The 423-nt window shown below is 41.4% G+C and carries 1 pseudogene; it reads left to right on the top strand.

From position 1 onward, the window contains the following. Window positions 1–193, top strand: a pseudogene (locus A6R74_RS17625) (hypothetical protein); the annotation flags it as partial. Between the last annotated feature and the right edge of the window lie 230 nt (window positions 194–423).

The following is a 423-nucleotide window of genomic DNA, read 5'->3' as shown; positions in this document are numbered from 1 at the left end:
GCCCCCTATCATGCAGCCGCAATACCCCGACTTCTATGCCCCACTCCTTGAGATCCTGATTGAGATGGACTTCAACGTTATGACCCACCGCGCCGAAGGCAAAGGGTCACCTGAAGATATTTTTGAAATACTGATATCGAGTGAAGACTTCGCCAACCTTGGCAAACGCTTTGCTAACTCATCGGTTAGTTGACCAGAGACAATAGCAAAGGCGAGACAATTAAATCCTTAATGATATGTCTCGACCATGTGCACTAAGGAGGCTATTCGACAACGGAGTTATATCATAACCAAAGCAATTATCTTCCAATGGATTAATAACTGTTGTGGCAATGATGTAGCAATGTCATATTTTGTTTTAAAACGGGGTCACTATATAGTGAAAAACCATTATTTTATTGAGGGAAGATAGATCATGAAAAT

This window comes from Halomonas sp. ALS9 (genome assembly GCF_001651035.1).
Classification (GTDB): domain Bacteria; phylum Pseudomonadota; class Gammaproteobacteria; order Pseudomonadales; family Halomonadaceae; genus Vreelandella.
The sequence above is the reverse complement of the archived record's forward strand: the minus strand, read 5'-3'. Positions and strand labels throughout refer to the sequence as shown.